The 26,911-nt window shown below is 71.0% G+C and carries 18 protein-coding genes and 1 riboswitch; of the genes, 13 read left to right on the top strand and 5 right to left on the bottom strand.

The annotated features are described in order from the left end of the window. Nucleotides 1-38: 38 nt before the first annotated feature. The 6 genes from OG488_RS35960 to manD all read left to right on the top strand — a co-directional run bounded on the left by OG488_RS35960 (nucleotide 39) and on the right by manD (nucleotide 6,522). Nucleotides 39-983, top strand: coding sequence for a helix-turn-helix transcriptional regulator (locus OG488_RS35960; protein WP_329237051.1), 945 nt, complete (start codon nucleotides 39-41; stop codon nucleotides 981-983). A gap of 116 nt (nucleotides 984-1,099) precedes the next feature. Further along, complete coding sequence (locus OG488_RS35955) at nucleotides 1,100-1,891, top strand: FadR/GntR family transcriptional regulator (RefSeq protein WP_329237049.1); 792 nt, start codon at nucleotides 1,100-1,102, stop codon at nucleotides 1,889-1,891. A 246-nt stretch (nucleotides 1,892-2,137) separates the two neighbouring features. Further along, complete coding sequence (locus tag OG488_RS35950; RefSeq protein ID WP_329237046.1) at nucleotides 2,138-3,457, top strand: ABC transporter substrate-binding protein; 1,320 nt, start codon at nucleotides 2,138-2,140, stop codon at nucleotides 3,455-3,457. Then, on the top strand, nucleotides 3,457-4,419 hold the full coding sequence (locus OG488_RS35945; RefSeq protein WP_329237043.1) for a carbohydrate ABC transporter permease: 963 nt from the start codon (nucleotides 3,457-3,459) through the stop codon (nucleotides 4,417-4,419). Before OG488_RS35950 ends, OG488_RS35945 begins: the two co-directional genes overlap by 1 nt. Then, on the top strand, nucleotides 4,416-5,270 hold the full coding sequence (locus OG488_RS35940) for a carbohydrate ABC transporter permease (RefSeq protein ID WP_329237040.1): 855 nt from the start codon (nucleotides 4,416-4,418) through the stop codon (nucleotides 5,268-5,270). Before OG488_RS35945 ends, OG488_RS35940 begins: the two co-directional genes overlap by 4 nt. 37 nt (nucleotides 5,271-5,307) lie before the next feature. After that, nucleotides 5,308-6,522 (top strand): D-mannonate dehydratase ManD, encoded by a 1,215-nt coding sequence (gene manD / locus OG488_RS35935; RefSeq protein WP_329237037.1) that lies wholly within the window; start codon nucleotides 5,308-5,310, stop codon nucleotides 6,520-6,522. An 85-nt stretch (nucleotides 6,523-6,607) separates the two neighbouring features. On the opposite strand, the gene OG488_RS35930 is transcribed toward manD, so the two are convergent. After that, the gene (locus OG488_RS35930) at nucleotides 6,608-7,108 is read right to left on the bottom strand and encodes a metallophosphoesterase family protein (protein WP_329239247.1); all 501 of its coding nucleotides are present in this window, start codon (nucleotides 7,106-7,108) and stop codon (nucleotides 6,608-6,610) included. Between the two features lie 212 nt (nucleotides 7,109-7,320). Between OG488_RS35930 and OG488_RS35925 the strand changes: the two genes are divergently transcribed. Continuing rightward, complete coding sequence (locus OG488_RS35925) at nucleotides 7,321-9,330, top strand: GxGYxYP domain-containing protein (protein WP_329237034.1); 2,010 nt, start codon at nucleotides 7,321-7,323, stop codon at nucleotides 9,328-9,330. A gap of 106 nt (nucleotides 9,331-9,436) precedes the next feature. Here the strand turns inward: OG488_RS35925 and OG488_RS35920 are convergent, their stop codons facing one another. Continuing rightward, nucleotides 9,437-10,330, bottom strand: coding sequence for a helix-turn-helix domain-containing protein (locus OG488_RS35920; RefSeq protein WP_329237031.1), 894 nt, complete (start codon nucleotides 10,328-10,330; stop codon nucleotides 9,437-9,439). Nucleotides 10,331-10,458: 128 nt separating this feature from the next. Here OG488_RS35920 and OG488_RS35915 point away from each other — a divergent pair, with 128 nt between their 5' ends. After that, entirely contained in the window at nucleotides 10,459-12,228 is a 1,770-nt protein-coding gene (locus OG488_RS35915) for a glycoside hydrolase family 35 protein (protein ID WP_329237028.1), read from the top strand. 91 nt (nucleotides 12,229-12,319) lie between these two features. On the opposite strand, the gene OG488_RS35910 is transcribed toward OG488_RS35915, so the two are convergent. Both OG488_RS35910 and OG488_RS35905 read right to left on the bottom strand, forming a co-directional pair. Beyond that, a complete protein-coding gene (locus OG488_RS35910) occupies nucleotides 12,320-15,400 on the bottom strand; it encodes an endo-alpha-N-acetylgalactosaminidase family protein (RefSeq protein WP_329237026.1) in 3,081 nt (1,026 codons plus the stop codon). 215 nt (nucleotides 15,401-15,615) lie between these two features. Next, nucleotides 15,616-16,023 carry a hypothetical protein gene (locus tag OG488_RS35905; RefSeq protein WP_329237022.1) on the bottom strand — a complete coding sequence of 136 codons (408 nt, stop codon included), beginning with the start codon at nucleotides 16,021-16,023 and terminating at the stop codon, nucleotides 15,616-15,618. Nucleotides 16,024-16,269: 246 nt separating this feature from the next. Between OG488_RS35905 and OG488_RS35900 the strand changes: the two genes are divergently transcribed. From OG488_RS35900 to metE, 3 genes are all read left to right on the top strand, one after another. Further along, on the top strand, nucleotides 16,270-17,358 hold the full coding sequence (locus OG488_RS35900) for a magnesium and cobalt transport protein CorA (RefSeq protein ID WP_329237019.1): 1,089 nt from the start codon (nucleotides 16,270-16,272) through the stop codon (nucleotides 17,356-17,358). A gap of 174 nt (nucleotides 17,359-17,532) precedes the next feature. Next, nucleotides 17,533-18,147, top strand: a complete 615-nt coding sequence (locus tag OG488_RS35895; protein WP_329237016.1) for a cysteine hydrolase — start codon at nucleotides 17,533-17,535, stop codon at nucleotides 18,145-18,147. Nucleotides 18,148-18,376: 229 nt separating this feature from the next. Continuing rightward, nucleotides 18,377-18,599: riboswitch (cobalamin riboswitch) on the top strand. A 161-nt stretch (nucleotides 18,600-18,760) separates the two neighbouring features. Next, nucleotides 18,761-21,091 carry a 5-methyltetrahydropteroyltriglutamate--homocysteine S-methyltransferase gene (metE, locus tag OG488_RS35890; RefSeq protein ID WP_329237014.1) on the top strand — a complete coding sequence of 777 codons (2,331 nt, stop codon included), beginning with the start codon at nucleotides 18,761-18,763 and terminating at the stop codon, nucleotides 21,089-21,091. Nucleotides 21,092-21,243: 152 nt separating this feature from the next. Here the strand turns inward: metE and OG488_RS35885 are convergent, their stop codons facing one another. Then, entirely contained in the window at nucleotides 21,244-21,807 is a 564-nt protein-coding gene (locus tag OG488_RS35885) for a GNAT family N-acetyltransferase (RefSeq protein ID WP_329237011.1), read from the bottom strand. A gap of 306 nt (nucleotides 21,808-22,113) precedes the next feature. On the opposite strand from OG488_RS35885, the gene OG488_RS35880 reads away from it, so the two are divergent. Both OG488_RS35880 and OG488_RS35875 read left to right on the top strand, forming a co-directional pair. Next, nucleotides 22,114-24,936: a PQQ-dependent sugar dehydrogenase gene (locus OG488_RS35880; protein WP_329237008.1), complete on the top strand. Its 2,823-nt coding sequence runs from the start codon at nucleotides 22,114-22,116 to the stop codon at nucleotides 24,934-24,936. Beyond that, a complete protein-coding gene (locus OG488_RS35875; protein ID WP_329237005.1) occupies nucleotides 24,933-26,696 on the top strand; it encodes a ThuA domain-containing protein in 1,764 nt (587 codons plus the stop codon). Before OG488_RS35880 ends, OG488_RS35875 begins: the two co-directional genes overlap by 4 nt. Nucleotides 26,697-26,911 lie beyond the last annotated feature (215 nt).

The following is a 26,911-nucleotide window of genomic DNA, read 5'->3' as shown; positions in this document are numbered from 1 at the left end:
GACAGGATGGTGTGCGTACGACCGTGGATACTGGAGACATGGAGGAGCAGCCTGTATCCGAACGCCGGCCGGCCGGCCCCCGCGGCCCCGGTGCCGGCACGGGCCCCGCCATCGACCGGCGCGCCGAGCTCAGCGAGTTCCTGCGCAGCCGGCGTGCCCGCCTGAAGCCGGAGGACGTGGGTCTGCCCGACTTCGGGCGTCACCGCCGGGTCCCGGGGCTGCGCCGCGAGGAGCTGGCCCAGCTGGCCGGTGTGTCCGTGGCGTACTACACCCGCCTCGAGCAGGGCAACGGACAGAACGTGTCCGGTGAGGTGCTCGGCGCGATCGCGTCCGCGCTGCGGCTGACGGATGCCGAGCAGGCGCATCTCACCCACCTCGCGAAGCCGAAGCAGCACCGGAAGAAGCCGTCGCCGCGGCAGCAGCGGGTGCGGGGTGCCCTGTGCCGGCTGCTCGACACCATGGACGGTGTGCCCGCCTACGTCGTCGGGCGGCGTTCGGAGATCCTGGCCTGGAACCGGATGGCGGCGGCGGTGTTCGGCGACTGGTCGCAGCTGCCGGCGCAGGAGCGGAACTGGGCGCGACTGGTGTTCCTGAACCCGGACTACCAGGACCTGTACGTGGACTGGGACCAGAAGGCGTCGGACATCGTCAGCTACCTGCGGATGGACGCGGGCTGCCACCCCGACGACCCCCGTCTCTCCGCGCTCGTCGGTGAACTGTCCGTGAAGAGCGAGGAGTTCCGACGGCTGTGGGCGCGGCACGACGTCAGGGAGAAGAGCCACGGCGTCAAGCGGCTGCACCACCCGCTGGTCGGTGAACTGTCGCTCTCCTTCGAGACGTTCACCCTGCCCGACGACGCGGAACAGTCGGTGGTCGCCTACCACGCGGAGCCGGACTCCGCGTCCGCCGAGGCCCTGCGGCTGCTGGCGAGCTGGGGCACGGACGCGACACGGGCGGGGTCGTCCGCTCCCGGGATGCAGTAGACCCGGTCGTCCCCCCCGCGTCGTCCGGCCGGCGAGCCGCCGCCGGGGCGAGCCGGGACGCCGGGCGGTGCCGGATCGGCCGGGTGACGTCCTGTACCAGCCTGTACGCTGCGGGGATGCAGCCGTCCGCCTCTTCCTCCTCCGCGCGGTCCGGCCAGTCCGCGGCCCCCGCCCAGCGTGGGCTCCTCACGGAGCGGATCGCACGGGACCTCGAGCACGACATCCGGTCCGGTGACATCCCCGTCGGGACGAAACTCCCCTCCGAGCGCGAGCTCGCGGCCCAGTTCGGTGCCAGCAGGAACGTCGTGCGGGAGGTTCTGCGGCGCCTGGAGACCCAGCACCTGATCGAGGTCGCACCGGGTCGCGGCTCGTTCGTCCGCGAGCAGAGCTCGGGGCAGGCGAGGGGCTACGACGCGTTGTACCGCGCCGGGCGGCCGACCGTCCGGCAGTTGATCGAGGCCCGGCTGCCGCTGGAGGTCGAGACGGTGCGGCTGGCGACCGAGCGCGCGACGGACGAGGACATCGAGGCGATGAGAGCGGCACGGGACGCCCTCGAATCGGCGAACGACGTCGTCGTCAAGGCCCGGGCCGACATGGCGTTCCACGATGCCGTCGCCGAGGCGAGCAAGAACCCGGTCCTGCGGATCATGCTCTCGTCGATCAGCGGGATGATGTTCGAGATGATGCTCCGCTCCAATTCCGACCCCTCGATCGGCGAGCCCGGCGTTCCGCACCACCCCGAGATCTTCGAGGCGATCGAGGCGCGTGACGTGGACCTGGCCGGTGAGCGGATGCGGGAGCACCTGATGCTCGGGCTGCGCACCTACGGCAAGGATCTCGACGTCCAGGTCGACATCATGGCGCGCAACCACATCGAAGCGCTGCTGGACGACACCGGGAACCGCTAGGGCCACGGAAAGATCGGCGAGCGGCCTTTCGGGGCCGGCCGCCCAGGGCGGACCGGGGCGCGCGCCCCGCAGAGGTCCGACGCGGATCCGATCCGTGCAGGGGCTGTTCGGCACGTCTTCCTCCTGCTAACGTCCGTCTGGTTCAACTGGTCCTACCAGTTGGGCCAGACGGACCGGATCTCACGCGGAGGCCGCACGCCCCCGCGTGAGCATGACGCACGACAGCGCAGAGAGACGAGGACGACGATGTCCACGAGCAGCCAGCTCCTCAGCCGGCGCTCCTTCGGCAGGCTGGCGGCAGGGGTCGCGGGAGCCGCCGGGATGGGGGCGCTCGGCGCGTGTACGACCAGGGGCGGCCGGCCTTCCGCCGACACCCCGTTGCGGATCATGGCGATCAACCACGTGTGGTCGCAGGCGATCCGGCGCCGGACGAAGGAGTTCGAGGAGCGGATCGGGCGGCGGGTCTCGATGACGCTGCTCACCGCGGACCAGCTGGCCAGCAGCTACAACGTGAAGCTCAACGCCTCGGGCACCGACGTGGACGTCATGATGGTCCGCGCGCTCCAGGAGCAGCTGCTCTTCGCGCACAACGGCTGGCTGGCCGACCTGAGCGACCGTGTCACCCAGGACGAGGACTTCGCCTGGCCGGACTTCCAGAAGGCCCCGCGCGAGGCCTCCTTGACGGCGGGCAAGGTGCTGAGCGTCCCCGTGGTCACCGAGCGCCCGGCACTGTACTACCGCAAGGACCTCGTGGAGGGCGTCGGCGGACCGCCCCGCACCCTGGAGGCGCTGATGTCGGCGGCCCAGGAACTCACCGAGAAGAAGAAGGGCTTCTACGGCTTCGTCGGCCGGGGCCAGCGCAGCGGCGCCGTGTCCCAGTGGTCGAGCTTCCTGTACTCGCACGGCGGGGACTTCGTCGTAGGGGGCAGGTCCGGCATCGGCTCGCCCGAGGCTCTCGCCGCGTACGCGTACTACGGCAGGCTCCTGTCGAGGACGGGCCCGCCCGGCGCGACCAACATGAGCCTCGAACAGGCGATGCCGATCTTCGCGCAGGGCAAGGCCGCCTTCTACATCGACGCGGACGCGATCTACAGCAGCTTCCTCGACCCGAAGGTGTCGACCGTGCGGGAGACCGTCGGCTTCGCCCCCTTCCCCGCGGGACCGGCCGGCGCCCGGCCGCACAACATCCCGTCCTGGAGTCTCGGCATCAGCGAGTTCTCCCTGCTGCGCGACGACGCCTGGGAGTTCGTCAAGTGGGCCGCGGGGCCCGAGGTGACCGCGGACCTCCAGAAGGACGGCATCCCCGGAGCACGCGGCTCGGTGTGGTCCGACCCCGAGTCCCTGGCCTCCTTCCCGCCGGACCTCGCCGAGGCCATGCGGCTCAACGCCGAGCGGGGGCTCGGCTACGACAGGCCCCGCGTCCTCCAGGTCGGCCGCGCCAGGGACATCGTGGGACGGCCCCTGGTCGCGGGCATCCTCGGCAACGACGTACGGCCCGTGGCCCGCGACGCCGATGCGGAGTTCGCCGATTTCCTCGTCCGCGACAACCGCCACAAGGAGTCCTGATGTCCACCACGGAGGTCTCCCCGACCGCCCGCCCGGCCACCGTGCCGGGTGAGGGACCGGCCCCCGCGCGCCGTCCCCGCACCTTCGAGCAGGCCAACCGGCGGCTGAAGTGGACGATGCTGGCCCCGGCGCTGCTGTTCGTCGGGCTGATGATCGTCTTCCCGCTGGTCTACACCCTCGACCTCAGCCTGACCGACGCCTTCGGCGCGGTGAACGCGGGCAGGACGTACGTCGGCCTGCAGAACTTCACCGACGCCCTCGGCGACACCCGCCGGTTCTGGCCCGCCGCGCAGCGCACGCTCGTCTTCACGGTCGGCGCGGTGATCCTGGAGACCGTGCTCGGCCTCGCCCTCGCGATGCTCATGCGCAAGCCGTTCCGGGGCATGCGGTGGGTGCGTACGGTCCTGATCATCCCGCTGCTCACCACTCCGGTGGCGATCGGCATCCTCTGGCTGCTGATCCTCGACCCCACCAACGGCATAGCCAACCACCTGCTCGCCGGGGTCGGCCTGCCCCGGCAGGAGTTCCTCGGCTCGGTGAGCCAGTCCCTGCCGACGCTCATGCTCATCGACGTATGGCAGTGGACGCCCATGATGACCCTGCTGCTGCTCGCCGGGCTCACCACGCTGCCCGAGGAGCCGGAGGAGGCGGCGCGCGTCGACGGTGCGAACGGCTGGCAGCGCTTCCGGCACGTCGTGCTGCCCATGCTCGGGCCGACGCTGGCCACCGCCCTGGTGCTGCGCGCGGTCGACGCACTCAAGACCTTCGACATCCTCTACGCCACCAAGGGTGCCGGCGGCGGCTCGGACTTCGAGGTGGAGACCCTGAACGTCTACGCCTACGGGCTGACCTTCGACTACCAGGAGTACGGCCTGGCCGCCGCCGTCCTGGTCCTGTTCACGCTCTTCATCGTCGGCGTCGTGGTGCTGCTGCGCCGCCGGGGCGGAAGGAAGACCGCATGAGTGCCACCGTCACCCCCGTACCCGTCCGGGCACACCTGCGCCGGCGCACGGCGCTCTCGTGGCTGCGCGGGATCACCATCGCCGCCGTGACGCTCGTCTTCGCGCTGCCCCTGGTGTGGATGTTCGCGGCGGCCTTCAAGACCAACGTCCAGGTGACCGACCCGTCGGTGGGCCTGTGGTTCAACCCCACCCTGGAGAACTTCCGCAGCATCGTCGAGGCCGGGCAGATCCTGCGGTCGATGGGCAACTCCCTGCTGGTCGGCGTGGTCTCCACCGTGCTCTCCGCCGTCATCGCGGTGCCCGCCGCCTGGGCGGTCGGACGGTTCGACATGCGCCGCACCGGATCGCTGATCCTGGTCGCCCGCATCGTGCCGGCGATCTCGCTCCTCGTCCCCTGGTACTACCTGTTCGCGCGGATGGGCCTCGTCGGCTCCTACACCGTGCTGATCCTCAGTCAGATGTTCGTCTCCGTCCCGCTCATCATGTGGATCATGATCAGCTTCTTCGCCGGCCTTCCGGTGGAGCTGGAGGAGGCCGCGCGCACCGACGGACTGAGCGCCTTCGGAGCGTTCTGGCGCATCTCGCTGCCGCTCGCGGCGCCCGGGACGGCGACGGCCTCCCTGCTGGCCTTCGTCTTCAGCTGGAACAACTTCATGTTCGCGCTGATCTTCGCCGACGACCGCACCCAGACGGTGCCGGTGACCCTCTTCAACTTCATCTCGTACGCGAGCACCGACTGGGGCGGGCTGATGGCCGCGGCGACGCTCATCACCGTCCCCGTGGTCCTCGCCGCCGTGCTCGGCCAGAAGTACCTGGTGGCCGGTCTGACCTCCGGCGCCACCAAGGGCTGAACGCCCCTCACCACCGCATTCGGAAGAAAGTACCCCCATGAAAATTGTCGACGCGAAAGTCCTCGTCACCAGCCCCGGCCGTAACTTCGTCACCCTGAAACTGACGACCGACGAGGGGATCACCGGCCTCGGCGACGCCACGCTCAACGGCCGGGAGCTGGCCGTGGTCAGCTATCTCGAGGACCACGTCGCACCGCTTCTCGTCGGACTCGACCCGCACCGCGTCGAGGACACCTGGCAGTCCCTCTACCGGGGTGCCTACTGGCGGCGCGGTCCGGTGACGATGGCGGCGATCGCCGCCGTCGACGTCGCGCTGTGGGACATCAAGGCGAAGGCCGCGGGACTCCCCCTCTACCAGCTCCTCGGCGGCGCCAGCCGCACCCGGGTGGGGACCTACGGCCACGCCAACGGCCGTGACATCCCCGAACTCCTCGACTCGGTCCGGGCCCGGCTCGACGAGGGTTACCCCGCCGTCCGCGTGCAGACCGGCATCCCCGGACTGAAAGCCGTCTACGGCGTGTCGAGTACGGACGGCACCGGCTCCCCCGTCCTGCACCAGCAGGCCAGGCCGCTGGTGGAGGACTGGGACACCGACGCCTATCTGCGTCACATGCCGTCCGTGCTGGAGGCAGTGCGGGCCGAGTTCGGCCCCGACCTCCCCCTCCTGCACGACGCGCACCACCGGCTCACCCCCATCCAGGCCGCCCGCCTCGGCAAGGACCTGGAGCCGTACCGCCTCTTCTGGCTCGAGGACTGCACGCCCGCCGAGAACCAGGAGGCTCTGCGCCTGGTCCGCCGCCACACCACCACGCCGCTGGCCATCGGCGAGGTCTTCAACACGGTGTACGACTACCAGTCCCTGATCACCGAGCAGTTGATCGACTACGTACGTTCCGCCGTGACCCACTTCGGAGGCGTCACCCCGCTGCGCAAGCTCTTCGACTTCGCCGCGCAGTACCAGATCAAGAGCGCGATCCACGGCCCGGAGGACATCTCCCCGGTCGGCATGGCGGCCGCCGTCCATCTCGACCTCGCCGTGCACAACTTCGGCATCCAGGAGTACTCGGGCCACACCCCGCTCACGAACGAGGTGTTCCGCCACGCGTACACCTTCGAGGACGGCCACCTGCACCCGGGCGAGGCGCCGGGCATCGGGGTCGAGCTGGACGAGGACCTGGCGGCGGCGCACCCGTACGAGGCGGCGTACCTCCCGGTCAACCGTCTGCACGACGGGACGGTCCACGACTGGTGACCTGCCCGCGGTGAACCGTCCCTTGGAACCCGGGTAGCGCTTCCCCTGCCGTCTCCCCCGCCGCCTTTCGCGGCCCGGTCCTGCGTCAGGCCGGGCGCGGAAGGCGGTGCAGTCGCACGTCGAGGCGCGCGTCCGCGACCTCGGCGGTCATGTACGTGCAGTACGGCTGCCGGCGTCGGTCGGTCGGCGAACCCGGGTTGAGCAGGCGCAGGCCTCCGGGAGCGGTGGTGTCCCAGGGGATGTGGCTGTGGCCGAACACCAGGACGTCGAGATCGGGGTAGCGGTCCGCGCACCGCTTCTCCCGCCCCTGCGACGCCCCCGTCTCGTGCACGACGCCGAAGCGGAGCCCTTCGCACTCCAGGGGTGCGAACTCGGGCAGCCTGGACCTCAGTTCCGGGCCGTCGTTGTTGCCGAAGACGCCGACGAAACGCCGCGCACGGGCCTCGAAGAGGTCCAGGGTCGCCTCGTCCACCCAGTCACCGGCGTGGAGGACGACATCGGCCGCCTCCATCTCCGCGAGCAGGGGCGCGGGCAGTCGCCGGGCCCGCTTGGGCAGGTGCGTGTCCGAGGTCAGCAGCAGGCGCACGGGCACGCTCCAGGGCCGTGGGAAGCGGCCGGGATGTGCCGCTCGTCGGGCCACCCTATGCACGGAGACGGTGGTCGGGGCGCAGCCTCCTTCGGCGGGCCCGGCCGGGTTTCTTGTACGCACCATGGACAACTCCTCCCCCTGCCGCTACCTTCAGCGATTGTTTGACAACGATGTCATTCCCTTCTTCTCCCAAGGAGCGGTGATCGCGAATGGTGTCCCGGAGAACTCTTCTGCAAGCGGGCGGGGCGGCCCTGGCGGCCGGCGGGCTCGGAATCTCCCTGCCCGGTCGGGCCGACGCGGCTCCGGCCGGACGAGCGGTCCCTCTGCTGCCGTCCTTCGGCCGTCCCTCCCGGCTCGACGTCGCCGACGTCAGCTCGCTCGACGGGAACGACCAGCTGTTGCTGACGACCCTTCAGGGGGTGGTCAACCGTGGGCGCCCACGCCTCTACTTCAATTTCGACGAGGGCGATGTCGACCTCCGCTGGCTGCCCGGCACGGGCGCCTCGGTCACCCGCCACGACAACGCCCTGGACCTGGTCGCCCTCCACCGGGACGACGTGCGCGGCGCGATCCTGCACGACCCCGACGTCCCGGACTCGGTGAACGTGGCGACCACGCTGGCCGGGCTGGAGAACGCCGTCGCCGCCACGGCCGAGCAGGCGCGTGAGCACCGTCTGAGGACCGTCGTCGACCTGCGGGGGCGGTTCGACGCGGACGACGTGGTCGCCACCTACCGCTGGCAGCTGGACCGTCTGTTCCCACGCTGCGCCCACACCCTGCTGGCAGGGCTGCCGCCCACCCGGACCGTACGCGCGGAGGGCGTGCGGTGGCGCGAGATCGCCCGGGAGGCCGGGCGCGTCCGCGACGCGTCGAACCGGCAGGTCCGCACCTTCGACCTGAGCGCGGAGCTCGCCGGCGGGGACGGCGTGTACCTGCGCTTCCAGGACTCGTTCGGCGACGACGGCTGGGGAGCCTCGGTGGGTTCGGTCAAGGTGACGGCCGACGGCGGACAGGTGATCGCGGCCTTCGCACCCGGCACGGCCGGAGAGAAGCCGTACCTCTTCGACAGCTCCGGCTCCTCCATCGGCGACAACGCCCACCGTTTCTGCGACGGAAGCGGGTACTTCACCTACCGCTTCACCCCTCCGTCAGGTACGCGGCACCTGCTGGTCGAGGCCGACGTGTGGAACCAGTTCCTCGTGTCCGCCACCACCACCGCGCCGACCAGGGTCGAGCCGTTCCCCTACTTCCGGGACTACGCGGTCGCCGCCCGGGCCATGGTCGTGTGGCTGCCCCCGTCCGGCGGGACGGGGGCGCTCCTGGACGAGGTCTTCGGCCGGGTCGGGCCCACCACCCCCTACACGGGCTGGTTCTCCAACGACGTGGCGGGCGAGTGGGGAGGGGTGGACCGCGCGTCCCGGCACGGCATCGAAGTGGTGCCCGCCGACTTCTACATGAACGGCACGGTGCACGCCGGCGTCCCCGCGAAGATCTCGGACAAGGTCCGGCCGAGACCGAAGGCGCCGCTCCGCGACCGCGTCTACCTCACCCTCACCGTCGGCGAGGGTGACAACATCCAGTACTGCCAGCGCCGCATGCGGACCATCTGGGACGACCCCGCGCGAGGGCGTGTACCCGTCAACTGGACCGTCAGCCCGCTGCTCGCGGACATCGGTCCCGCGCTGCTGGCGCACTACCAGGCCACCGCCACCGACAACGACCTGCTGATCGCGGGCCCTTCCGGCGCCGGCTACACCTATCCGGGCTCCTGGCCCGAGGAGGCCCTGGACGCGTACACCGACCTCACCGGACGCTTCCTGCGCCGCACCGGCATGGACCTGGTCTACGCGTACAACCCCCGCAACGCGGCAGGGGACGGATGGGTCCCGTTCGAGGAGCGCGTCGTGCGCTCCTACCGGGAGAACACCCCGCTGCGCGGGATCATCCAGTCCTGGGAGACCGGAGACCTGCGGATCCGCCCGGCCGGCATCCCGGTGATCGGCAACTTCTTCCCGCAGGGGAAGGCCGCGGAGTACCGGGACGGCCTGCTCCGGCACATCGAGGACTGGGACGGCACCGCGCCGCTGTTCATCGCCGGCGCCGTCAACGCCTGGAGCTGGACGCCCGGTGACATCGCCGAACTCGCCGCCCTGCTGGGCGACCCGTTCGACATCGTCCGCGGCGACACCTTCTTCGACCTGGTGAACCGGGCGGGCTGACGCTCCGGGCACCAGGGTGCCCGGAGGGTGCCGGTGCGGACGATCAGCGACTCGTCCGCACCGGCACCCGCGGCGCGTGGCGTGTTCGCCGGGCGGGGGCCGGCCCTCACCGGCTCTCCGGCGGGGCGGCGATGGTCGGGGGGTGTTCGGGATCGGGGATCCGGTCGCTCCAGCCGCCGGGGACCGTCCGGCCCTGCTGGTCGCGGAAGCGGATGGGGGCCGTCCCGACCCGGCGGGTGAAGAGCCGCGAGAAGTAGGCGGGGTCGTCGTAGCCGACGCGGCGGGCCACCGCGGCGACGGGGAGCTCGGTGGCGGCGAGGAGCTCCTTGGCGCGGCCGAGGCGGATGCCGAGGAGGTAGTCCTTGGGGCTGCACCCTGCGGCGCGCCGTACGGCGATGCGCAGCTCGGCGGGGGTCATACCGTGGCGGGAGGCGTGTTCGGCGACGGACAGGGGCTGGAAGGCGTCGCGCGCGAGGGCGTGGAGTACGGGATCTCCGTCGGCCCCCACGTCGGCGCGGGCGCGGCGCAGGGCGACGAGGAGTTCGTGCACGGCGGCACCGGTCTCCACCTCGAGGAGGGGGTTGCCGAGGCGGGCGGCCCGGGCGATGCGGCTCACGGCGGCGCGGGCGGACGCGGTGTCGGCGAGGGGGACGACCGGGCGCTCGGGTTCGATGTAGCCGAGCTCGGTGTACGGGGCGGTGGCCGGGCCGGTGAAGTCGACGAAGCTCTCGTCCCATCCGGTAGCGGGGTCGGGACCGTAGTGGTGCGGGATGCCCGGTACGAGCCAGATCAGTGCGGGGGCGGTCACGGATGTGCGTGTGCCGTCGGGGCAGCGGTACCAGCCGGCGCCCGCGCTGATGACGACGGCGACGTGGTGGTCGAGGGTGCGGGGGCCGACGACGGGCAGTGCGCCGTGCTGGAGGCCGACTCCCAGGCAGACCAGACCCAGCCTGTGATGGGTGGGGCCGGGCGTGAAATAGCGCATCCAGGTGTGGTACATCGCTTCCGTCTCCTCCTCGCCCGTCCGGTCTGCGTTCCCTTGTGTCCAAACACTGCCGATCTTTGTCCATGGACCGCTCCGCCGCCAGGGTGTGAGGTGGGGGCCGGTGCGACGAGAGGTGGGCGACGGTGCCTGAGTTCACGGTCGGCGAGCGGGATTTCGAGCTGGACGGGCGGCCCGTACGGCTGTTGTCGGGTGCTCTGCACTACTTCCGCGTGCACGAGGGCCACTGGGGGCACCGGCTGGCGATGCTGCGGGCCATGGGGCTGAACTGTGTGGAGACGTACGTCCCGTGGAACCTGCACGAGCCGGAGCCGGGGCGGTACCGCGACGTGGAGGCGTTGGGACGGTTCCTGGACGCCGCGGAGGCGGCGGGGCTGTGGGCGATCGTGCGGCCGGGGCCGTACATCTGCGCCGAGTGGGAGAACGGCGGTCTGCCGCACTGGCTGACGGGCGCCCTGGGAGCTCGGGTACGGACCCGTGATCCGGAGTTCGTCGGGCAGGTGGAGCGGTGGTTCCGGCACCTGCTGCCGCAGGTCGTGCGGCGGCAGATCGACCGGGGCGGTCCGGTGATCATGGTGCAGGCCGAGAACGAGTACGGCAGTTACGGCTCCGACCAGGTCTACCTGGGCCGTCTCGTGGAGGTGCTGCGCGAGCTCGGGACGACGGTGCCGCTGTTCACGTCCGACGGGCCCGAGGACCACATGCTGACGGGCGGGTCCGTGCCGGGAGTACTCGCGACGGCGAACTTCGGTTCGGGGGCGCGGGAGAGCTTCAGGACCCTGCGCCGTCACCGTCCGGACGGCCCGCTGATGTGCATGGAGTTCTGGTGCGGGTGGTTCGTCCACTGGGGGTCGGAGCCGGTGCTCCGGGAGCCCGCCGACGCCGCGGCGGCGTTGGAGGAGATCCTCGGGTGCGGCGCGTCCGTCAACCTCTACATGGCGCACGGCGGGACGAACTTCGGCGGCTGGTCGGGGGCGAACCGTTCCGGGGAGCTCCACGGCGGGGAGCTCCGGTCGACCGTGACCTCGTACGACTACGACGCCCCCATCGACGAGTACGGCCGCCCGACGGAGAAGTTCTGGCTGTTCCGGGAGGTCCTCGCGCGGCACGGGGAGGTCGGCGCCCCGCTTCCCGACGTACCGGCTCGGCCTCCGACGCTGGCAGAGCCGGTGCGGGCCGAGCTCACGGGGTGGGCACCGCTGGGCGACGTCATGGACGGCCTCGGCGGCCCGGAGGCAGAGTGGGCGATGCCGCCGGCCTTCGAGGAACTGGGGGTGGACAGGGGGGTGGTCCGCTACCGGGTGGAGGTGCCGGGGCCGCGCCCGCCGTATCCGCTGGGAGTGACCGGGCTGCGGGACCGGGCGGTCGTGTACGTCGACGGGGTGAAAGCGGGGGTGCTGGGCGGTGGCCCGGCCGAGGCGAACTCGTACACGGCGCTGGACCGGCCCGTCGCGGGGCCGGCGGTGGTGGAGCTGTGGGTGGAGTCACTGGGGCGGGTCAACTACGGGCCGCGTCTCGCCGAACCGAAGGGGATCACGGGGGGTGTGCTGCACGAGCGCCAGTACCTGCACGGTGTGCGGGCACAGGGGCTCGCTCTGGACGCGTTCGAGAGCGAGGACGCACTCGGGAAGGTGCCGTTCCGTTCACCGGAAGCGGGCGCTCCCGGGCTGTTCCGGGGCTCCTTCGACGTGCGCGGTGCGGGTGACGCCGAGGTCTCCCTGCCGGGGTGGGAGCGCGGCTTCGTGTGGGTCAACGGCTTCTGCCTGGGTCGCTACTGGAACGTGGGACCGCAGGAGTCCTTGTACGTCCCCGGGCCCGTGCTGCGCGAGGGTGTGAACGAGGTGTGGGTCCTGGAGCTGGAGCGCTCGGGCGAGCACCTGCTGACCGTCGGCTGAGGACGTGTCCTGAGGAGGAGGGGGCCGGTCCTTCGGTCAGGACCGGCCCCCTCGTCGTCACCCCTTGCCGGCGGCTCCTCTCAGCCGCCCGTCACACCTCGCGGACCTCGAAGGAGTCGAGGACGAACTCCGCCGTCCCGTCGTCCCCGGTCTTGCGCAGGCCGACCCAGGTCTCACCCGCGGACGGCGCGGTGAACTCGTAGGTCAGCACGGCCGGTGAGGTCGCGACGGGGAGGTCTCTGCGGTCGAGTTCGCGCGTGGCGGGCGCGTCGACCGCGGTGATCCACGCGTACTCCCCGGCCTTCTCGTTCTCGTACCGGAAGGTGACCCGGTAGCGCTTGCCCGCCTCGAAGCGGACGGTGTGCTGCACGGTGCGGTGGACCAGGCCGCTGTTCTCCCCGCGCGATTTGAGCGACTGGGTTCCGTCGACGACGTCGTCGATCGCCTTGCCGTTCCAGCCGCGCCCGGTGAACGGGGCGTGCCGTTGCGCGATGTGGGTGCGCGGGTCCGTCGAGCCGCCCGCGTCCCCCTTCACGAAGGCTCCCCAGCCCTGCGGCACGTGCTCGAAGTCCTCGAAGGCGACGGCTCCGGCCTTGGTGGTGCGCTGCGCGGCGACGATCCGTACGTTGTCGAAGCGGACCCTGGCGTCCCCTTCCCCGGCGCGCAGGGTGAGGTCCACGGCGCCTCCGCCGTCCGGCACGGTGAAGTACGTGAACATCCGCTGGAAGCGGGTGCCGTGCTTGCGGTCCGCCGCGACGAAGTTGACGGCGGTCGAGGAGTCGGTCCAGTTCTCGGTGGTGGTTCCGTCGGCGGTGCGCACGGTGAGAGCGGCCCGTCGCCGCTCCCCCGCGTTCCTGCCCACCTCCACCTGTACGGATGCGGCATAGGTGCCTGGTGCCAGGCGGGCCGCTCGCTGCCCGACCGCCACCGCGGGTCCGGCGCCGACGACCAACTCGTAGTCACCGAGGGCGCTCAGCTCGACCGACGCCGGGCCGCTGACGTTCCAGCCGGCCAGGGAACCGGAGTGGAAGCCCGGGTCGTGGAGCGGTGTCCCCTGTCCCCACTCCGGGTCCGGGTTCGCCACACGGGTGCGGTGGACGACGTACGGTTGCTTCGCCTCGGCCTCGATGGTGACGCGGCCGGAGCGGACGGGTACCTCACGGACGTACACCCGTCCCTGGTCGGTGAGCCGGTACAGGGCGAGTGCCGCCCGGCCGGCCCAGCCGCGCGGCACCCGCCAGGTGCTGCTGCCCCCTGCCGGGTTGTAGTGGTAGAGCCGGTCCGGGTCGGTGGCCTCCCGTGGCTCCCAAGGCAGCAGATAGCGTCCCTCCTCGTACACGACCCGGCCGTCCGTGGTGATGCGTCGGGTGCCGTCGACGTCGTCCACGGACGTCTTCGTCGGACCGGAGAACGTGATCTCGTGGGCGCCCCAGGTTCTGACGGGATACGCCTGGAGGTACTTGGCGGGCAGGCTGTCGGTCCAGATCTGCTGGTAGAAGGTGTTCCAGTCGGTCTTGTTGACCCAGCCCTCGAAGTTGCCGGTGCGCGGGATACCGAGGAGTGTCGGCCACTTGTCGGCGAAGACGTCCTTCTGGTGGTTGCGGATGAAGCGGATCAGCCGCGAGTTGATGCCCCGGGACGTGTCGCCGCCGTAGTCGGTCTCGGTCGCCCAGTGGGACCAGAGAGAGGAGCGTTCGAGGCCGTGGCCCCACTCGGTGGTGACCTGCCAGCCCTGCTCCCGCAGTGCCCGCTGGAGCCGGTCCGAGGTCCAGCCGGACTCGCGGAAGACATCGATGTACAGCATGTTCAGCGCCGGGTCCGTCTCGTCCCTGAGGTCCTGGAAGCGCGTGACGATGTCGCCGGACACGAGATCCCGACGCTGGTCGATGCGGTAGCTCTGGTCGAGCCAGTCCCACTGTTCGTCGTTCTTGTCGACGAGCGTCTCGGAGAACGCGTTCGCGACGGGGTACGACTCGGTGGCGTTCACGTGGACACCGAAGTCGCTTCCCCACCCGCGCCCCTCGCGTACGAGCGTGTTGAGGTCCTCGAGACCACCCGCGCGCTCGTTGTGGTTGCCCGCGTAGTCGGGGTGGGCGGAGTCGTGGCCCTCCGACTGGTATCCCTTGAGGAGCGTGTACTGGCGCAGGCCGTCCGTCGCCAGGGAGATCCGCTTGACGTTGTCGAGCGTCGCGAGGAACGGGTTGGTGGCCTGGCTCGCGAAGTTGAAGGGGATGTGCGGGACGACGCGCAGGTGCTGTTCGTCGGCGCCCAGCGGGTCGACCATGATGTCGCGGAAGGCGATGGCGGCGTCCTGCCAGTCCACCACACCGTCGCCGTTGCGGTCACCGGTGATGATCACGGTGGCGTACGGGAGCGGCTCGGTGGCGTCCAGGGGCGCGGTCGCGGCACGGTGCGTCCACTGCCCACAGGTGAGCTGCGCCTTGACGTAGCCGTCCCTCCCGAGGGTCTGCCGCCAGAGACGCCCGTTCTCCCAGGTGGCGCCGGGCACACTGTCGGGCTTGTCGTACGTCGTGTTGGTCTCCAGGGCGCCGCCGAGCCGGTCGTGGGCGACGACGGCGTACGCACAACCCGTCGGCGAGGCGTCGGGCACGGTGTCGGAGGTGAGCTCGACCAGGGTGTCGCCGCTCGTGGCCTTGTCGAGCTGGATCCGCGCGGCAAGGAGGGCGGCGCCCGGCTGATCGCTGCGTACCGACAGGAACGCCAGGGACGGGAACTGAAGTGTGCCGACGCGCAGGGCGGGTGTGTCGGCGATGCGGGTGACGCACCAGTCGACCCGGCGGCCGGTGACACCGATCTCGACCCGGATCTCCGTGCCGCCGTCGAAGGTGAGGGTGTACGACGCCCGGTCCCGGCCGGCGCGCGAGGTCACCCTGGGGGTCCGGGCGGTCCCGTCGATCACCACCGAGGCGACCGGATCCTCCTGACCGTGGAGTACGGCGCCGTCGGCACGGTCGGCGTACGAGACGATGCGCGGGAAGTCCGGATCGACGCGAACCTCCAACTCGCGGGAGCGCAGCACCGTTTCCCGCCGCGCCGTCTCCCGCTGCGCCGCGAGTGCGGCGCCGGGTCCCGTGAGAGCCAGTCCCGCCCCTGCCAGTGCGGTGGCCGCCACCACGGTCCTGCGGCTCGGCCCGGGGTCCTGTGCGTGCATGCGCGCTCTCCTGACGCTTGACGGCATCTGTGCTCGCCAAGATGCGCCGCGCGGGATGAACGCGCCCATGGACAAAGGAGGAGAGGCTGTTGGACTAACGTGCCCGGCTCGCCCAGGGTCCCCGGTCTCCGGGGGGTCTCCGGGGGCTACGGGGGTCTCCGGAGGGACGACGTACGCCGGGCGCGGCACCACGCACCGTGCCCCGGACGGCCTGTCTACGGATCGGTCCGGCCCGCGTCCGGCGGGTCGGCGTCGAGTGCGGTGGCGCCGTCCTCCCAGCGCCGGCGACGCTCGCCGACGGACTGTTCCCACCACGGGGTGCCGCGTTCACCGAGCGCCACCTTCGCCGTCTGCACACGGCTTCGGGCCACCCTCTCGGCCTCCGGGTCCTCGTTCCGGTGCGAGGCCGCCACCGCGCGCCGGGCCGCCATGAGGTGACGGCGCAGGCGGGCGGCGACGTCCTCGGGAATCTCAGGATCCGTCGCGCGCCATCTGCGTCCGCCCACCACGAGGTACCGGCCGTCGGGCGTCCGCTCGGGCTCAGACTTCGGCTTCGGCTCCTGCTTCCGCTTCGGCTTCGGGCTCGGCTTCGGGCTCGGGCTCGGCTTCGGTGGGGGTCCCATCCGGGTCATGCTGCCCCACCCACCGATCCTTGCCGCCCGGCCACGCCGCCCCTCCCCGCGCGCATGCCTTCGGCACGTGGGCGGGGGCACGAGCCGCCCGGTGGATCGGACGGACCGGTCCGCTCGGAGGGCCTCTCCGCCTGGCCGCGCAGGACTTCTCAGGGATGAGACCGCGCGCGATCACCCATGGTCATGGCCTGGCCCGGGGATGGCACACTGGCTGCTGATCCGCCCGAAGGAGCCACCGTGTCCACGTTCAGCACCATCCGACGAGCGGTCCGCCGCGGCTACCGGCGTGCCGTGGATCTCAGCCACCCGGCACGCTCGCCCCTGGGCAGCTCGGTGGTGAACTGCGTGGTCTACCGCGAGGGTGCACGACAGGACGGGACCGCCGACGCCGCAGAGGCGCTGCGGCGGGTCCGCAGGTCCGGAGAAGGATTCGTCTGGATCGGGCTGCACGAGCCGCAACCGGACGAGTTCACCGATCTCGCCGAGCTGTTCGGTCTCCACCCGCTCGCGATCGAGGACGCCGTGCACGCCCATCAGCGGCCCAAGGTGGAGCGGTACGACGACATCCTGTTCGCCGTCTTCAAGACGGTCTGCTACGTCGAGCACGCGGAGCTGACGGCCACCAGCGAGGTGGTCGACACCGGCCAGGTCATGGCGTTCGTCGGTACCGACTTCGTCATCACCGTCCGGCACGGCCGGCACGGCTCCCTGGGCCCGTTGCGGGAGGCCCTCGAGGACATGCCGGCGCGGCTGGCCCAGGGGCCGGCCATGGTCCTGCACGCGATAGCCGACCATGTGGTCGACGAGTACCTGGCCGTCGCCGACGCGGTGCAGAACGACATCGACGCCGTGGAGACCGCCGTCTTCAGCGGCAGCAGCGGCCGGGGCGACGCCGGGTGGATCTACCAGCTCAAGCGGGAGCTGCTGGAACTGAAGCGCGCGGCGGCGCCGTTGGACCGGCCCCTGCACCAGCTCGCCACCCAGCCCATGCCCGCTGTCGGGCCCGACCTCCGTGCCTACTTCCGGGACGTGGCCGACCACCTGACCCATGCCCGGGACCAGATCACGTCGTTCGACACACTTCTCGACTCGATCCTCCAGGCCCATCTCGCCCAGGTGACCGTCGCTCAGAACGAGGACATGCGCAAGATCACGGCATGGGCCGCGATCATCGCCGTGCCGACCATGGTGTGCGGGGTCTACGGGATGAACTTCGAGCACATGCCCGAGCTCGGCTGGACCTACGGCTATCCCCTGGCCCTCGGGGTCATCGCCGTCGCCTGTTTCACCGTGCACAGGGGTTTCCGCCGCAACGGCTGGCTCTGATCCTTCCCGCCACGCGGCCCGGCTCGACGGTCAGCCGTCCGCCGGGACCGGTCGGTCGGCGGCGGCCGGTCCACGACGGGGAGCCGCCGATCCTGGTCATCACCGTCCGGTTGCTCCCCTTGTCGGGCAAGATATCCCTGCCACCGGTGTGACCGACATCGCTAAGGAGCCGTCATGTCCGAGACCTTCCACCTTGATCCGGCGAAGACCGCACTCATCCTGATCGAGTACCAGAACGACTTCACCAGCGAGGGCGGGGCGCTCAACGGGGCTGTGGCGGGAGTGATGGAGAAGACCTCCATGCTCACGAACACCGTGGCCCTCGCCGCCGCCGCCCGCGCCGCGGGCGTCACCGTCATGCACGCGCCCATCACCTTCGCCCCCGGCTACGGCGAGTTGTCCCGGCACCCGTACGGCATCCTCAAGGGGGTCGTCGAGGGCTCGGCCTTCGTCAAGGGCACCTGGGGCGCCGCGATCGTGGACGACCTCGCGCCGGCCCAGGGCGACATCGTGATCGAGGGGAAGCGCGGCCTCGACACCTTCGCGAGCACGAACCTCGACTTCATCCTGCGGAACAAGGGGATCGACACGATCATCCTCGGCGGCTTCCTCACCAACTGCTGCGTCGAGTCGACGATGCGCACCGGGTACGAGAACGGCTACCGGGTCATCACACTGCCGGACTGTGTCGCCGCCACCTCCCAGGAGGAGCACGAGAACGCGATCACGTACGACTACCCGATGTTCTCCCTGCCCATGACGTCGGCCGAGGTCATCGCCGGCCTCTGAGAGTACGCAGGGGCCGTACCGAGACTCCGTCAGCCCGGGTGAGCGGCCGGCGGAGTACGGCCTCGAACAGCAGCCGGTATCCGCGACGCCGCCACGCGGCCCCCCGCTCGCGACCCGCCTGGTGCACAGACGTGCGGGGCCGTTCACGACCCCCAGGATGCCGGTCGGAGGACGCGTTCCGGCCATGTCCCGGACGGTGAGCGGGTTTGCGGACTCCGCCCGCCCCCGTAGGGTGTCCGGTGCAGCTGGTTCGCCCCGTCACCCAGACGGGATGCGTCGTAAGAGGGAACCCGGTGGGAATCCGGGACTGCCCCGCAGCGGTGAGTGGGAACGAACGCCGTCATACGCACTGGACCCGGACGGGTCTGGGAAGCGACGGCCAGTAGGAGGACGCCTCTCCCGAGGTGACCGTGCCCACGAGTCCGAAGACCTGCCCGCTGCCCGCACGCGACCGATCGCGTGCGGAGATCCCGGTGACCTCGTGGGCGGGTCGGCGCAGATATCGAGCGGCACGCACGGTGCATCCCCGGCGTGATCCGTCCGATCGTCGCCCCTTCGCGTCCGCGTCCCGTCTCCGGGATGTCCAGGACACATCTTCGCGAAGGAGAGTTCCATGACACCGACACCGAAGCCCACAGCCGCGGCAGCGCGAGCCACCGTGTACGGCTACCCCCGCCAGGGACCCGACCGTGAACTGAAGAAGGCCGTCGAGGGCTACTGGAAGGGCCGCGTCACCGCCGAAGCCCTCGACGGGACCGCAGCGGACCTCCGCCGGTCGAACTGGCGGCGGCTGGCCGACGCCGGGCTCCATGAGGTGCCGTCCGGTGATTTCTCGTACTACGACCATGTCCTGGACACCAGTGTCATGGTCGGGGCCGTCCCCGAGCGCCACCGTGCCGCCGTCGTGGCCGATGCACTCGACGGCTACTTCGCGATGGCCCGGGGCAACCAGGACATCGCACCCCTCGAGATGACGAAGTGGTTCGACACGAACTACCACTACCTGGTCCCCGAGCTCGGCCCGGACACCGCCTTCACTCCCGACTCGACCAAGCAGGTGGCCGAGTTCAAGGAGGCCTTCTCCCTCGGCCACACACCCCGCCCGGTCCTCGTCGGCCCGGTCACCTACCTGCTGCTCGCCAAACCCGCTCCCGGTGTGGCCGCCGAGTTCGAACCGCTGACCCTGCTGGACCGGCTCCTTCCCGTCTACGCCGAGATCCTCGCCGATCTCCGCGCGGCCGGCGCCGAGTGGGTGCAGCTCGACGAGCCCGCCCTCGTCCAGGACCGTACGCCTGCCGAGCTCGACGCCGTCGCCCGCGCCTACCGCGAGCTCGGCGGGCGCACCGACCGGCCACAGCTGCTGATCGCCTCGTACTTCGACCGCCTCGGCGACGCGCTTCCGGTGCTGGCCAAGTCCCCCGTCGAGGGCCTCGCCCTCGACTTCACCGAGTCCGCCGCCGGAAACCTCGAGGACCTCGCCGCCGCCGGGGGCCTCCCCGGGAAGCGCCTGGTGGCAGGTGTCGTGAACGGCCGCAACATCTGGATCAACGACTACGAGAAGTCCCTCGCCACGCTCGGCACCCTCCTGGGGCTCGCCGAGCGTGTCGACGTCGCCGCGTCCTGCTCGCTGCTGCACGTCCCGCTGGACGCCGCCGCCGAAGAGGACATCGATCCGCAGATCGCCCGCTGGCTCGCCTTCGCCCAGCAGAAGACCGCGGAGATCGCGGTCCTGGCCCGCGGGCTGGCCGACGGCACCGACGCCATCACGGCCGAGCTCGCCGCCAACAGGGCCGATCTGGAGTCCCGTTCAGGATCCGCGCTGACCAGGGACTCCGCCGTACGCGCCCGCACGGCTGCGATCACCGACGCGGACGGCCGACGCTCGCAGCCCTACCCGGAGCGGACCGCCGCCCAGCGCGCGCACCTCGGGCTCCCACTGCTGCCGACGACCACGATCGGGTCGTTCCCGCAGACCACCGAGCTGCGAACCGCACGGGCCGACCTGCGGGCCGGACGGATCGACGACGCAGAGTACGAGGAGCGGATCAAGGACGAGATCCGCGAGGTCGTCTCCTTCCAGGAGAAGGCCGGCCTCGACGTCCTGGTGCACGGCGAGCCCGAACGCAACGACATGGTCCAGTACTTCGCGGAACGGCTCACCGGCTACCTGGCCACGCAGCACGGCTGGGTCCAGTCCTACGGCACCCGCTACGTCCGCCCGCCCGTGCTCGCGGGCGACATCTCACGCCCCGAGCCGATGACGGTGCGCTGGACGACGTACGCGCAGTCACTGACCGAACGGCCCGTCAAGGGCATGCTCACCGGGCCGGTCACCATGCTCGCCTGGTCGTTCGTCCGCGACGACCAGCCGCTCGGCGACACGGCCCGCCAGGTCGCCCTCGCCCTGCGTGACGAGGTGGCCGACCTCGAGGCCGCGGGCACGTCGGTCATCCAGGTCGACGAACCGGCCCTGCGCGAGACCCTGCCGCTGCGTACCGCCGACCACGCCGCCTACCTCGACTGGGCCACCGAATCCTTCCGGCTCACCACCGGCGGCGTGCGGCCGGACACACAGATCCACACCCACATGTGCTACGCGGAGTTCGGCGACATCGTCCAGGCCATCGACGACCTCGACGCCGACGTCATCAGCCTGGAGGCCGCCCGCTCCCACATGCAGGTCGCCCACGAGCTGGCCGAGCACGGCTACCCGCGCGAGGCAGGTCCCGGCGTCTACGACATCCACTCCCCCCGCGTCCCGAGCACCGAAGAGGCGGTAGCCCTCCTCCGCACGGGACTCGAGGCCATCCCCGCCGAGCGGCTGTGGGTCAACCCCGACTGCGGCCTGAAGACCCGCGGCTGGCCCGAGACCCGGACGTCTCTGGAGAATCTCGTCGCCGCGGCCCGCGAGATCCGCGCGGGCCTGGCATCCGAGAACGCCTGATCGCCGGACCCGGGGCCGGACGCCTGTCCGCGGGCCGGGCCGGCCCCGGCCCGTCTCAGGGCGCGCGCGGCGTGCTCGCGGTCCGCCGCAGCCGGGTCCGGGGCCTCCCGCACGCACGCACTCGGGCGGCCGGTCATCGTGCGGGGAACTGATCAGCCGCGCCGACGGAGGTCCAGCATGCAGAGCACCTTGTCGTAGCGGCGTTCGCCGACCGCGACGAAGTCGGGCAGACGTCCGTACTCGGTGAACCCCAACGACCGGTAGAGGTGCAGGGCGTTGGTGTTGTCACCGCGGGCGTCCAGGGTGAGTACCTCGATCCCCGCCTCCCGGGCGTCAGCGATCAGGGCACCGGCCAGCGCCCGGCCGATGCCACAGCCGTGGGCAGCAGCGTCCACCGCGATCTTCTCCAGATCGGCGTGCGGCCGCTGGGTCGGCCGGTCGTGGCGCAGCCAGTAACCCAACCCGACCAGCCGGCCGTCGAGATGGGCGGCACGCAGCGCCGCGTCCCCGGCCCGCACCGCGGAGAGGACGTGTCCGAGCAGTTCCGCCACCTCGTCCCGCGACGGTGGTTCGACCCAGCCCAGCGCGGCACCTCCGCCGACCAGGTCCGCGAGGATCCGGTGGGCCGACTCCGCGAACCGGACCTCCGACTCCGGGTCGGACGTCAGCTCTCCGGCGTCGAGGATGGCGGGTTTGGTGGCCCCTTCGCTGGTCATGGCCGCATTCATGACGGACAGCCTAGTAGGGCGGCCCCGGACCGTGATCTTGCGGCCGGGGGCCAGGATCCGGCGGCCCCGAGCCGGCGGCCCGCCCCCCGCACCCAGCCCCTTTGTCCCTCGACTAGAGAAAGTTGCGGTCCAGTACGTCAAAGGTCTATCTGGACGCCGCAAAAGCCATTACTTTCCTGATCTGAACCGGACAGCAAGGACCGGGTGCCCTCCTCCCCCTGGGGCACCCGGCTCCCGGCGCGACGGCACGCGCCTGTGCTCCACCCCGACCCCGTCTCCACACGGAGGATTCGCGTGCACAGGAAACTCATCAGACCTCTCGCGGCCCTGGCGTGCACCTTGGCCGTCACCGCGGGCGTCCTCACCGCCCAGGAGAGACCGGTCGAGGCCGCCCCCATGGCGGCCGAGGAGTTCCAGCAGGTCACCCTGGCCAAGGGAGTGGCGGAGACAGGTGAGCCGATGACGCTCGCCGTCCTGCCCGACAGGTCCGTCCTGCACACCTCACGGGACGGCACCCTGCGCCTCACCGACGCGGCAGGCACCACCAAGGTCTCCGGGCGCCTCAACGTCTACTCCCACGACGAGGAGGGGCTGCAGGGCGTCGGCGTCGACCCCGGCTTCACCAGCAACCGCTTCGTCTACCTCTACTACGCCCCGGTGCTCTCGACTCCTTCGGGGGACGCCCCCGCGAACGGGTCGGCCGCCGACTTCGCGCCGTTCGACGGCGTCAACCGGCTCTCACGGTTCGTCCTCAGGACCGACGGAACCCTGGACACCGCGTCCGAGAAGAAGGTCCTGGACGTCCCCGCCAGCCGCGGTCTCTGCTGTCACGTCGGCGGGGACATCGACTTCGACGGCCAGGGCAACCTGTACCTCTCCACGGGCGACGACAGCAACCCCTTCGCCTCCGACGGGTTCACCCCCGTCGACGAGCGGTCCGGCCGCAACCCCGCCTACGACGCCCAGCGTTCGGCGGGCAACACCAACGACCTGCGCGGCAAGGTCCTGCGCATCAAGGTGAACGCCGCGGGCGACTACTCCATCCCGTCGGGCAACCTGTTCGCGCCGGGAACGGCGAAGACCAGGCCCGAGATCTACGCCATGGGATTCCGCAACCCCTTCCGCATGAGCGTCGACAGGCCGACCGGCACCGTCTACCTCGGTGACTACGGTCCGGACGCCGGCACAGCGAGCGCGAGCCGCGGGCCCGCCGGGCAGGTCGAGTTCAACCGCATCACCAAAGCGGGCAACTACGGCTGGCCCTACTGCACCGGGAAGAACAACGCGTACGTCGACTACGACTTCGCCACCTCGACGTCCGGAGCCGCGTTCTCCTGCTCCGCCCCCAGGAACACCTCGCCCAACAACACCGGCCTGACCGACCTGCCTCCGGCCCAGGCCGCCTGGATCCCCTACGACGGCGGATCGGTCCCCGAGTTCGGCAGCGGCTCCGAGTCCCCCATGGGCGGGCCCGTCTACCGCTACGACGCGGCCTCGACCTCGGACGTCAAGTTCCCCCAGAGCTACGACGGCGACTTCTTCGCCGGCGAGTTCGGCCGCAAGTGGATCAAGCGCATCGAACAGGGTACCGACGGCGCCGTCCAGTCGATCAACGCCTTCCCCTGGCAGGGCACCCAGGTCATGGACTCGGCCTTCGGGCCGGACGGCGCCCTCTACGTGCTCGACTACGGCACGGGCTACTTCAACGGGGACGCGAACAGCGCCGTCTACCGCATCGAGCACATCACCGGCGGGCGGTCCCCGCTCGCCAAGGCGGCCGCCGACCGCACCTCCGGCGGCGCCCCGCTCGCGGTGAAGTTCTCCTCGGCGGGCAGCTCCGACCCCGACGGCGACCCTCTCACCTACGCCTGGAAGTTCGGTGACGGCACGACCTCCACCAGCGCTTCCCCCTCCCACACCTACTCCTCCAACGGGCGCTACACCGCGGAGCTGACGGTCTCCGACGGCACCGGGAAGACCGCGACGGCGTCAGTGATCATCACCGTCGGCAACACGGCGCCCAGCGTCACCCTCGAACTGCCCGTCGACGGATCCGTCATCGACCCGGGTGCCGCCGTGCCCTTCAAGGTCACCGTCTCCGACCCCGAGGACGGCACGATCGACTGCTCCAAGGTGAAGGTCACCTTCATCATCGGCCACGACAGCCACGGCCACCCGCAGACCTCCGCCACCGGCTGCTCCGGAACCGTGCAGACCATCGCGGACGGTGAACACGACCCCAACGCCAACATCTTCGGCGTCTGGGACGCGGAGTACACCGACAAGGGGGCGAACGGGCAGCCGGCCCTGACCACCCATGACCAGAACCTCAGCCAGGGCAGCCAGCGCCAGGCCGAGCACTTCGGGGACTCCGCCGGCGTCACGATCGTCGACAAGGCCCAGGCACACGGCGGGAAGGCCGTCGGCTACATCGACAACGGCGACTGGATCTCGTTCAAGCCGTACCTCCTCGCCGACGTCACCAAGCTGACGGCCCGCGTCGCCTCCGGTGGCGCCGGAGGGACCCTGGAAGTACGAGCGGGCTCGCCCACCGGCACCCTGCTCGGGTCGGCGGCCGTCCCCGCCACCGGAGGCTGGGAGTCCTTCCAGGACGTCTCCACGAACCTCACCGCCCGCCCGGCCGGCACCACCACGCTCCACCTCGTCTTCAAGGGGGGCAGCGGATCCCTCTTCGACGTGGACGACTTCACCGTCACCACGAGTGCGCAGCCCGCCCGGACCGGCAGGATCACGGGGATCGGCGGCAAGTGCGTCGATGTCGCTGCCGGCGCCACGGCCGACGGGACGCAGATCCAGCTCTACGGCTGCAACGGGACGACCGCCCAGAGCTGGACGGTCGGCACGGACCAGACGCTGCGCGCGCTCGGCAAGTGCATGGACATCAGCGGGGGCGCCACGGCCGACGGCACGAAGATCCAGCTCTACGGCTGCAACAACACCGGAGCCCAGAAGTGGGCTCCGCAGTCCGACGGCACTCTGAAGAACCCGGTGTCCGGCAAGTGCCTGGACGCGGCCGGTGGGTCTTCGGCCGACCTCACCAAGCTCCACCTGTGGACCTGCAACTCCGGTGCCAACCAGAAGTGGATCCTGCCATGAGCCGACTTCACGGGCGCGTTGCCGCCTGGGCCGCGTGCGCCCTGCTCGCCACGGCCGCCCTCCCCACGGCGGTCTCCACCGCCGCATCCGAAGCCGGGGCACCCACCCCCGCCGGAGTCTCCGCGGTGGCCGCCGCCGACCCGCAGTACGACGTCCTGGTCTTCTCCAAGACTGCCGGATTCCGCCACTCCTCCATCGACGAGGGCGTCACCGCCCTGCGCGAACTGGGCGCCGCCAACAACTTCACCGTGACCGCCACCGAGGACGCGGCCGCCTTCACCACCGCCAACCTGGCCGGCTACGAGGCCGTCGTGTTCCTCTCCACCACCGGCGACGTGCTCAACAGTGCGCAGCAGACCGCCTTCGAGGGCTACATCACGGCGGGCGGAGGCTACGTCGGCATCCACGCGGCGGCCGACACCGAGTACGACTGGGCCTGGTACAGCGGCCTCGCCGGGGCGCTGTTCAAGTCCCACCCGCAGATCCAGCCGGCCACGGTCAAGGTCGAGGACCGCGCCCACGACGCCACCGCCCACCTCGGCCCCACCTGGCAGCGGACCGACGAGTGGTACGACTACCGCACCAATCCCCGGACCACCGCACACGTCCTGGCCTCCCTCGACGAGTCCACGTACAGCGGAGGCACGATGGGAGGTGACCACCCGATCGCCTGGTGCAAGGACTACCAGGGCGGGCGCGCCTTCTACACGGGCGGCGGCCACACCGAGGACTCGTACACCGATCCCGCCTTCCGCCGCCATCTGCTCGGGGGCATACGCTGGGCCGCGCGCCTGACGGAGGCCGACTGCAGCCCGGAGACGGGTTACACGCCCCTGTACGGCACCTCGGGCACCGCCGGATGGAAGCAGGCCGGACCTGGTTCCTTCACCGAGTCGGGCGCCACTCTCACCTCCCAGGGCGGCCTCGGCCTGCTGTGGTACCAGGCCAAGGAGTACAAGGCGTACTCCCTGAAGCTCGACTGGCGGCAGGCCGGCGACGACAACTCCGGTGTGTTCGTGGGCTTCCCGGCCTCGGACGACCCTTGGTCGGCCGTCGACAAGGGATATGAGATCCAGATCGACGCGACGGACTCCCCCGACCGCACGACGGGGTCCGTCTACGGCTTCAAGTCGGCCGACCTGTCCGCCCGCGACGCGGCGCTGAACCCGCCGGGAGAGTGGAACACCTACGAGATCCGGGTCGAGGGCGAGCGCCTCCAGCTCTTCCTCAACGGCCGCAGGATCAACGACTTCACCAACACCGATCCGGTGCGCAGCCTCCAGCAGGGCCACATCGGCCTGCAGAACCACGGCACGGGTGACGACGTCTCGTTCCGCAACATCCGCATCAAGGAGCTCGGCGGCACGACCGGCCCCAAGGAGGGCGCCGTCACGGGCGTCGGCGGCAAGTGCCTCGACGTCGCGAGCGGTGCGAGCGCCGACGGCACGCAGATCCAGCTGTGGACCTGCAACGGGTCGGCCGCCCAGAAGTGGACGGTCGGGACGGACCAGACGCTGCGCGCCCTCGGCAAGTGCCTGGACATCAGCGGCGGCGGCACGGCCGACGGCACGAAGATCCAGCTCTACGGCTGCAACGGCTCGGGCGCCCAGAAGTGGGTACCGCAGGCCGACACCACGCTCAGGAACCCGCAGTCGGGCAAGTGCCTGGACGCTTCGGGCGCCTCCTCGGCGGACGGGACCAAGGTCCACCTCTGGTCGTGCCACACCGGCGCCAACCAGAAGTGGAACCTGCCCGGCTGAGCACACACCCGACTCCGTCGTCACCGCGGGAGGCGGTGACGACGGAACCGGCCGCGGGACCGGGCCGGTGACGGCGGCGGGGCGCGAAGCCGTAGCGCCCCGCCGCCGTTCTCGCGCGTTCGGCGAGCTGCGTGCATTCCGGTAACCGGGGCATGCCCCGGCAGGTCACACCGGACAGTCCCCCCAGGAGTCGGATGGCTCCGACACCCCAGGGG

Source organism: Streptomyces sp. NBC_01460 (genome assembly GCF_036227405.1).
GTDB lineage: Bacteria > Actinomycetota > Actinomycetes > Streptomycetales > Streptomycetaceae > Streptomyces.
The sequence above is the reverse complement of the archived record's forward strand: the minus strand, read 5'-3'. Positions and strand labels throughout refer to the sequence as shown.